General features: G+C 52.6%; 6 protein-coding genes. 3 read left to right on the top strand and 3 right to left on the bottom strand.

The window, feature by feature from the left end; translation table 11 throughout:
* Nucleotides 1–445: 445 nt before the first annotated feature.
* Nucleotides 446–1,015, top strand: coding sequence for a class IV adenylate cyclase (cyaB, locus tag O0S09_RS09575; RefSeq protein WP_268923756.1), 570 nt, complete (start codon nucleotides 446–448; stop codon nucleotides 1,013–1,015).
* Between the two features lie 30 nt (nucleotides 1,016–1,045).
* Here cyaB and O0S09_RS09570 read toward each other — a convergent pair whose 3' ends face one another.
* Nucleotides 1,046–1,717 carry a metallophosphoesterase family protein gene (locus tag O0S09_RS09570; RefSeq protein ID WP_268923755.1) on the bottom strand — a complete coding sequence of 224 codons (672 nt, stop codon included), beginning with the start codon at nucleotides 1,715–1,717 and terminating at the stop codon, nucleotides 1,046–1,048.
* Between the two features lie 136 nt (nucleotides 1,718–1,853).
* A complete protein-coding gene (locus O0S09_RS09565) occupies nucleotides 1,854–3,038 on the bottom strand; it encodes an MFS transporter (protein ID WP_268923754.1) in 1,185 nt (394 codons plus the stop codon).
* Nucleotides 3,039–3,212: 174 nt separating this feature from the next.
* On the opposite strand from O0S09_RS09565, the gene O0S09_RS09560 reads away from it, so the two are divergent.
* Together O0S09_RS09560 and O0S09_RS09555 are read left to right on the top strand one after the other, a co-directional pair.
* Nucleotides 3,213–4,595 carry an MATE family efflux transporter gene (locus O0S09_RS09560; RefSeq protein WP_268923753.1) on the top strand — a complete coding sequence of 461 codons (1,383 nt, stop codon included), beginning with the start codon at nucleotides 3,213–3,215 and terminating at the stop codon, nucleotides 4,593–4,595.
* On the top strand, nucleotides 4,596–5,357 hold the full coding sequence (locus O0S09_RS09555; RefSeq protein WP_268923752.1) for a TrmB family transcriptional regulator: 762 nt from the start codon (nucleotides 4,596–4,598) through the stop codon (nucleotides 5,355–5,357). It begins immediately after the preceding gene.
* A 505-nt stretch (nucleotides 5,358–5,862) separates the two neighbouring features.
* On the opposite strand, the gene O0S09_RS09550 is transcribed toward O0S09_RS09555, so the two are convergent.
* A complete protein-coding gene (locus O0S09_RS09550; RefSeq protein ID WP_268923751.1) occupies nucleotides 5,863–9,036 on the bottom strand; it encodes an InlB B-repeat-containing protein in 3,174 nt (1,057 codons plus the stop codon).
* Between the last annotated feature and the right edge of the window lie 201 nt (nucleotides 9,037–9,237).

Genomic DNA, 9,237 nt, shown 5'->3' with positions numbered 1-9,237 from the left:
GTGCAGGATAAGGGATGAGTGGGAGCTTCGCGAGCATTTGCCGTCGCGCTTGCGACAGCAACGCCGCCCGTCCGCTCGGACGGGATGGCGAGCGACGAATAGCAAATGCGATGAGCGAAGCAGCGGAGCGGAGCGACGCATCTGCGTTATCTGCGTTTTCTTTTCTCAGGTATCCCACTCACCACTAACTCACCTACAATGTCCAGAAAAAAACATAATTCTATCAGAGATTATGAACAAGCTTAGACTTTTGGAGCAAAGCCCCGGAGGTGGATGCTGTAGTTTTATTTGGGTTCCTCCTAACGATTCGCACGGCAGAGTCCTGGCGGGTCGCGGGATGGTATTCGATAAATGGTGTTCATGGGCAGGGTATATCCGAACGTTCGGTACAATGCCCTGTAATCCTCTACTCTTATATTCCCTCGCGTTCGAGTAATTATACATCATGGCACTGGAGATCGAGATAAAAGTAAGAGTTCCGGCACTTGAACCTATCCGGGAAAATCTCAAAAAGAACGGCGCGGCCCTGATCGCAGAACAGGATGAGCACGATATCTATTACAATGCTCCCCACAAGGATTTCGCGGTGACTGATGAAGCTCTCCGTGTCCGCTACACCGGAAATCAGACCTGCGGGAACATCATGCCGCCGAATGTTACCTATAAAGGTCCCAAGGTCGGCCGTGAGGGGTTCAAAGCCCGTGAGGAGGTCATCGTTGATATCTCTTCCGGGGAGCAGTTTGCTGTTATTCTTGAGCGGCTGAACTTCAGAAAGACTGCTGAAGTCGTCAAACACCGCGAGATTTATCAGTGCGAGAAAGCCATTGTGACGCTTGACAATGTTGCTGAGGTTGGAACGTTCTCTGAGATCGAGGCTGATTTTTCCCTCACTGAGGAGGAGGCCGTTGCCGCTATTGAAAATGTGGCGAAGATGGCGGGTATTACGGGTGAGCGGCTTACCAAATCCTATCTTGAAATCCTGCTTGATGCCCGTGCACAAAAGGCGGAAGAGTAATTTTTTTGTAAAAAAAATCGGACGGGAAGTTTACTCCTCCTCAGCCAGCTCCAGTATATTGCGCAGCTCGATCACCGGCTCATCCTCATCGGAAAGCGTAATCACCGCATAATTCCCCGCCGAAGCCGGTCCCGGATTCACACAGATCCGCCGTTCAAACTCTGTGATGCCCTTCTGCTCATGAATATGTCCGCAGCAGACAATATCAAACTCGCGGACCACCGCCGCAACAGACGCAGAACCGACATGCACCGACCCGTCCTCCCCGATACCGTCCAGAGCACCCTGCGGCGGTGCATGCGTCACCAGAAGATTCCACCGGTTCTTCTTTGTTCTTGCAAGAACCTCCGACAATGCGGCCGCAATCTCCTCTTCAGACATCTCAAACAATGTATTGAAAGGAGTCGTATTCGATCCGCCAAGGCCCGTTATCGTAATGTTGCCGAGATCAATACTCTTCTTATGCAGAGAGATCGCATCCGAAGCCTCGATAACCTGCACTATCTCCTTTGGATCACAGTTACCGGGGACGACAAACGTCGGAGCAGGAATCTCCTCAAGTGCCGGAATCACGCCGTCAAGCGGTCCGAAATCCGTCAGGTCTCCGCCGATCAGAACATAATCAGGCTCCTCCTCCTCGAATATCTTGGGGATTACCTCATACTTGCCGTGGACATCGGTAATAAAAACAATATCGGTCATAAATACATATTTCACGGCTGAGGTTATGAAGTTTCAGAGAACCCCGGACATCTCACCAATATTTGCGGAGAATAGGGACAGCGAAGAAAAAAGAACAAATAGAGATGTTTGGATCGTTTTTCCCGCTCCAAAAAAATTACCGGGCAACCTGTGTTACTGCCCGTCTCTCCCGTCTCCAGGCAACCGCATACGCACAGGCAACCAGCATACCGAACACACCGGCAGCGAGGAACAGATTACTGTAGGACCCTACCATCACAAGAATCGGAATCACCGCAAGCGAAGACGCAAACTGTCCGAGGTTTAACGCCATGGAAAAAATACCCGTTGCCTTTCCCATTGCACGAACCGGTGCCTCATCCGAAATCCAGTTCACAATCGTCGGAATCAGAGCGCCCTGTCCGAACCCGGTAAAGACCACGGCAAGTGCGATCGCCGCAACCGAAGTCGCAAAACCCAGCATACAGCACCCGATACCCACTGCCAGGAAACACAGGAACATCACCTGCATCCGCAGCATCCGTGCCGCAATCCTGCCGTAGAAAATACCTGCCAGTGCCGAACAGCATCCCATCAGACCAAGCAGCAACCCCGTCCCCGTCAGAGACACACTGCCGACCTGGGCAATCAGGTACGGAAGCTTCGTCGGCATCAGGAACGCAATCACCATCCCGATAAAGATCGAAATATAAATCGGCAACAGGGCTTTCATATTCAGTTTCACCGAATTATCGCGGAGCGAGCGCCGCGGCTCTCTTTCCGGCTCCTTTACTGCGAAGATGACACCGATCATAATCACAAACGCAACCAGATAAATCAGGAACGGCTCCCTCCAGGAGATCTCTGCAAGCGTCCCTCCGCAGGTTTCCAGAAGCAGAATGCCAAAACCCATCGCTGCCGACTGATACCCGAGTACTTTCACTCTTGATGCACCCGTATAATATTCTGTGATGAGTGCCGTTGTTGCCGTTGTTAGACCTGCTATACCAACACCAAGAATAACCCGGCTCAGAAGAATTGCCCACAGGGAGTCCAGATAAAATCCTGCTGAACCGGCAACGGCAAAGATCGCAAGAGATGCCAGAAGAACCGGGCGTCTGCCGAATTTATCACAGGCAACGCCTATCACATATCCCGTGCAGGCAACCGCAAGTGACGGCAGCGTAATGATCATCGATATTAAAAATTCCGGTGCATCGGAAAACACCTCACTGATCAGCGGCAGTGCCGGAGCAACCGCTGCTCCTCCCATCAGCGTAAGCATTGCTGCGAAGAGCAGGAATACCAGTGTCCATTTCGTGGGGACAAATGTATTTTTCATCTTTACTCATTCATGTTATCCTCCATAAATATATAGTGCACCTGTTAACAGGAGCATCCCTTTCTGATAGAGAAAACTGTCATGAAAAAACGCAGTATCTGAAAAAAATACCCTGCCCCCTGATGTGAATAAGCACTACTCTTATTGCCTTCAAAACACTATATGTACAATCCTATGGCCGAAAGGGAGAATATTATCACCGAGGGAAATATCACGAAAGCCCTCCTCATCATCGCCCTCCCGATCATCATCAGCAACATTCTCCAGAGTGTCCTTGAAGTCGTGGACATGTACTTCATCGGTCACCTTGGTCAGGATGCGATCGCGGGCGGAACGATGAGTATCTCGATCATCATGGTCTTAACCACCGTGCTGTTCGGTATAGTCACCGCCACTGCCGCGTTCATATCGCGGGCATATGGATCGGAACGATATGAACGCATTCAGGTAATTCTTGCACACTCGCTGTATCTGGCGCTTATTATTTCCGCCATAATAGCAGTTATCGGATTTTTCTGGTCGGAAGAACTCCTTCTCCTCCTTGGAGCAGATCCGGGAGCACTTGCCGAAGGAACGAAGTTCCTGCGGCCGATGCTTATGGGTCTCTTCGTCATGGTCATTCTGATGACCCTTGTTACGGCGTTTCAGAGCAGCGGGGATTCCCGGACACCGATGTATGCAATGATTGCCGTAAACATCGTCAATATCATTCTGAACCCGACCCTGATTCAGGGTCTCGGAGGTTTTCCGGCGTTCGGTATTGCAGGATCAGCGTACGCGTCCATCCTTTCGCGTGCCACAGGTATTCTGCTGCTGCTTGCCGTAATCTATCTTCTTCCGTCATTCAAAAACAGTCCTGTCCGGCTGCCGAACAGATGGACGTTTGAGCCGCAGCTGATCAGGGATATTGTGCTGATTGCCATTCCGAGTGCCATTCAGAGTGGTGTGCGGAGTTTCGGATTCCTGATGATGACGTCGATCATCACCGTCTTCTACGGGACGGCAGCGGTTGCTGCATACGGTATCTCGATTCGTCTGGATATGCTGGGACTCATTATTGTGATGGGATTCTGTACGGCAATCGCGGTCATGGTCGGTCAGAATCTTGGTGCGGGAAAGGTTGAGCGTGCGGAGCTGTCGGTGAAGTATGCGGTTGTTATCAATGCAATCTTTATGGCGGTTGTTGCGATCTTCTACTATCTCAACGCTGAGATGCTGCTGGCGTTCTTCGGTGCGGAGGGAGAAGCACTTGTGGACGGCGTGCTGTTTATGCACATTATCCCGTTCTCTTACTTCATCATCGCTATTGCCATGACGCTCGGGTTTGCGATGAATGGTGCAGGTATGACGCGGCCCGGCATGTACTCGGCGATTGCCGGACAGATCTGTACGCAGGTTGCACTTTCCGCACTGTTTGCGTACCTTGGCTATCCGATCCAGTACATCTGGTATGCAATCGTCTGCGGTTCGGTTATTATGTGCATCTGCGACTACTACTTCTACCGTAAAGGCGAGTGGAAGAGAAAGAAGCTGGATCTCGGTGGAGAGTCCGCATAGATGGATGAGGATCTGGTTCTCCGTCTGAAAAAGTTCGGTATGAACGAGTACGAGGCAAAGGTGTACTCGGCGCTGTTCGGACTGCGGGTGGCGAGCGCCCGGGAAATTCATGAGTTTACCCAGATCCCCCGGGGACGGGTGTATGAGACACTGAATGCGTTAATGGAGAAGCATTTTGTTGTGTCGGCGGGCGGGTCTCCCGCCCGCTATCATGTCTGCGATGTGTCGCGGACGTTTGAGCAGATCAAGAAGGACACGATGGATTCCCTGAATGATCTGAGCGAGTATCTGACCGGCCTGGAGCGCGATCGTCCGGAACGGCTGCTGCAGGCGTATGAGCTGCGGAGCCAGTGGGCGATTGATTCGCAGGTACAGCTGATGTTCCGGCGTGTCAAATCGGAGATGCTGATCATCTGTGATGATGCGGAGTTTTTGAAGCGGTATGCGTCTGATTTGAAAAAACTTGACAAACGGGTTGCGCTCTACGTTATTGTCAGAACGCCGGAGCTTGCCGAACATCTGGGGATACGGTGTTATCTCGGGGGCCGGGATATTGAGTGCGGGATGTTCTGTCCTCCGGTTCCTGACGGTAGAAGTCTTTTGCGGAAGATTGCTATCTATGCTGACCGGCAGGATTCTTTGTCGGTGGTGGAGGAGAACGGGATGCTGGAAGGTGTGTTCCTCTCAAACGATCTTTTCTCCGGGTATCTGTATCATTGTATCCTGAATGAGATTCAGCCGATCCGATCCGGAACTCTGTAATCTTTTTTTGAAACATGGGAACCACACCGCTTTCTCCGGTGTTGTACCTAAATTTGTTTGTTGACTGTGAACGATCGTTGTTGTGTGCTGTATCAGAGCAGACGAAATACTTTCGTGGCATCATAGAAAAAAATAGTTACGGTTTCGGCAGACACCCCTGATATTTGGTGTGTGGTTCTGACGACTGAACGGGTCATGAGTCTATGATTTTTCGTCTATTAAATTCAGGATGCACGTATTTCCCTGCATGTGGGTCTTATGGAGGCGGGAACGGAGGTTCCCCTTTTTTTGTTCAGTCGAGGATTTTTCAGGGTGTCTTATGCCGCCGGTCAGGTGTGTCACCTGAATGCCATACCAAAGAGGAAGAGGTTGGTCTTCTCTTCTGAGGAGGAGGTACGCTGCGGAGAGAGAGGGGGAAGCCGGGGCTTTGTGTGGTGTCCGGCAGGGGTGAACCCGCACGGAGCAGCCGGATACGCCGTGATGACGATATGCGGTCAGGGATACGTTATCCGTGGTAGAGACGAATGCTGCGGGTAACCCGGTCTTCTTCGATGTCCCAGCGCTCTTCACGTTCTTCGTCGAGGTACCATGCGGCGGTCAGGAGAAGTTCGGGGAGGTTGTCCGGGTCGATGCGTTTGCCGTGCCAGACTTTGATGCGGTAGCGTTCGATTCCTTCTGAGGTGGGGATGAGGAAGGTCACGGTATGGCGCAGGAGGAGGATCAGGCACAGGAGGAAGAGGAACAGCAGCAACAGCAGGAAGCAGAGCGCGCCGGTATTGTAGTACTTGCCTGATGTGTTGTCGTCGCCGGTGTCAGCCGGCGGTGCGATGTCCGTGTCCCCGCCCGGTGGTGCAATGGTGGCGCCATCGATCGGTGATGCAGTGGCAGTACCCTCAACCGTGGGTATGGTAGTCGGCTCTTGTGTCGGGATTTCCGGTGTGGATACCGGAGTCGCAGTTACGGTCTCAGCGGGCACTCCTCCCTGAATCCATTTGGCGTAGAGGATCATGTCAGACTGAATACCATTCGCAAAGTTCCATCCATTGGTGCAGGCTTCATTTGTGTACCAGCCGCCAAAGGTATATCCGGGTCTTTGTGGTTGTGGTGGTTCGGGGATGGTATCGCCGGAGGAAAGGCCGGTGACGGGGCTGATGAAACCTCCTCCGTTGGTTTCAAAGAGGACACGGTAGGACTCTTCCATGTTGCCGTCACCGGATCCGCTGCCCCCGGTTGGTGTCGGTGACGGAGTGGGGATTCCGGTTGGTGTCGGTGTCGGAGTGGAAGGCTGTTGGAAAGTGGCGACAATGGTGTGCGGGCAGTCCGCGTCGGCGATGGTGTAGCTACTCGTCAATGGGCTGATGTTTGTGTCGGTATCCAGAAGACTGATGAGTTTATCCGACGGACTGAGGGTGAAGGTCACCGATGTTCCGTCAGGAATCGTGGCCCCTGAAGGGGATTGGGTGATTGTTCCTTTGCCCGTTATATGTATGGTGATCGCGTGGGAGACGTTGAGATGTGAGGCGTCCATCCCGGTCTGTCTGGGGATATTATTTTTCAGAAGCGGAAGCCGGTAGGCTGTCTCTGTGCCCATTGTCCAGTTTGCGGAGTATCCGCTGAAGAGAGTGGTAAAGAAGGTTTCGTTCCCCCAGATCATCACGGTACTTGCGTTCGTGGCGTTTATGCCGCCCGCAGAAACCGGTTTTATGCTGGTACCGCTGATGTTGAGTTCCATATGCCGCCATGCATAGGTTTCCGTTCCCAAGGTGCCATTTCCAACAAACCGCCCGGTGTTGCTGGGTGTGCCGGCCGCGGTCACGCGGTTGTTCAGTGCGGCGGCGTTCGTGATGGTGATGGTGCCAGTGACATCATTTCCCACCAGGCCGCCGGCATAGGAGCTGCCAGAGGATTTGGCGGTTACGTCGCCGGTTGCATAGCAGTGTGTCATGATGTTGCTCCCTGAATCTACCTTTCCCACCAGGCCTCCGGCACATGCAGAGAAGGAGGAGCCGGGCGAAGAGGAGGAGTCGGCGGTTACCGTACCGGTTGCGTAGCAGTTTGTGATGTCGGAGATGAAACCGGCAAATCCTGCCAGACCTCCGGCATGGGCGGTGTTGCCGGTGGATGTGGAGGTTACCGTACCGGTTGCATAACAGTCCGTGATGCGGTTCTTCTCGCTCCGCCCCACTAACCCTCCGGCATAGTTTACGTGGGTGGATTTTGCGGTTACCGTCACCTCTGCGCCTACATGTGTGATCGTCACATCTTTGGCATACCCTGCAAGACCGCCGACAAAAGCAGAACCGGTAACATCCGCGTTCACCGTTGCGGTAGTCACCGAACAGTTCGTAAGGCTGGCGATGCGGCCAGCTTCTTTCGTATCGATATATCCGACGAGACCACCGACACGAACGTCGCTATTTCCGGTACCATTTGCAGTCACGTCTCCACCGTTTATGCTACAATCGGCGATGGTGTTGCTGTATTCAGCAGCTCCCACAAGACCTCCGGCAGAGGCAGGTTTGTTACCGTTAGCAGTCACAGTTACCGTGCTCAATGCATTACTTCCGAGGATCTTCGTATTGCCTGATATCAGGCCGGCGAGACCGCCGGCGTGAGCGCTACCTGTATTACCGATTGCATGCACCGTCCCCTTCGCGGAACAGTTGATCATGATGGTATTGTAATCCGAGACAGCTACGAGACCTCCCGCATGGATGATGGCATTGTTTCCCTCCGCCTTCACGTTCCCTGTTGCGAAACTGTTGGTAATGTTTGTGGTGAACCGTGCCAATCCCACCAAGCCACCCGCATAGACAGGGGGTTGACCCGTTGTACTGGCGGAGAGGGAGTTCGCACTCACCGTGCTTTCTGCGAAACTGTTGTCGATGCGGGAGTTGTTGGCTCCTCCGACGAGACCGCCGGCATGAGAGACCTCCTTCCCGCTGACGGCCCGCACTGTTCCTTCCGCGGAACTGTTGGTAATCTCGGTGGTCTTTGACCAGGCAACAAGACCGCCGGCATAGGAGGTTTTTGTAACTTCCGCGATCATGGTTCCGGTTACGGAACAGTTGCTAATCTTCGCATCCTCGCTCTCTCCGACTAATCCTCCGGCACAGGCGATGTCACCCGTGGAGTTTATCTGTACCACGACATCGGTCAGATGCACATCCTGAATCGTCGCACCCATTGCGTAGCCGAAGAGACCGAGACGATACCATTGCTCGGTGCTGGCATAGGTAATGTTCATGTTGGCGATGGTATGGCCGCCGCCGATGAATTTGCCTTTGAATTTGGATCCCTTTTTGTTCCCGATTGGTGACCACTGTTCTGTGGCGCCGTTCAGGTTCAAATCCGCGGTAAGAAGAATATATTTGTCCTCGAACCCGTTTAACGATGCGTTCTGATTCGTTTCATTTGCAAGGGCGGCAAGACTTTTTTCGTCGTGAACGAGGTAGGGTTTGTTCATCATACCGTTATGTCCCGCCGCAATTTCATTTGCATACCACGAGGAATTCACGGTTCCATCCCATGCTGCACTCACGGAACCAGTTCCGCAAAGCAGCAGCAGAATCACAAGGAAGACGATGCCGACATATTTCAGCAGCCTGCCTCCTGCGTGTACGTCCTCTGCCGCAGAGAGGCTTCTTCCCGCGCCATACCAAATATGTCTGTTCATCATGAAAATATCCTCCAAAATCCAATCGACGGTGTCTCCACTGAGTTTGGGGGACAGCACTGTGATTGAATCCTATTATGGGAGGATATAATCCGGAATGTATCCCGAATCGCAAATTCGGGAATTATTTTTGGTTGCGCGAGGATTACGCTGATATTTGGGCTGAAAATATTCTCAGGATACTATCCTTCGGAAAAACAGGAA

The sequence above is a fragment of the Methanocorpusculum vombati genome, from assembly GCF_026891935.1.
Classification (GTDB): Archaea; Halobacteriota; Methanomicrobia; order Methanomicrobiales; family Methanocorpusculaceae; genus Methanocorpusculum; species Methanocorpusculum vombati.
Note: the sequence above shows the minus strand (reverse complement) of the source record. Positions and strands in the feature narration are given on the sequence as shown.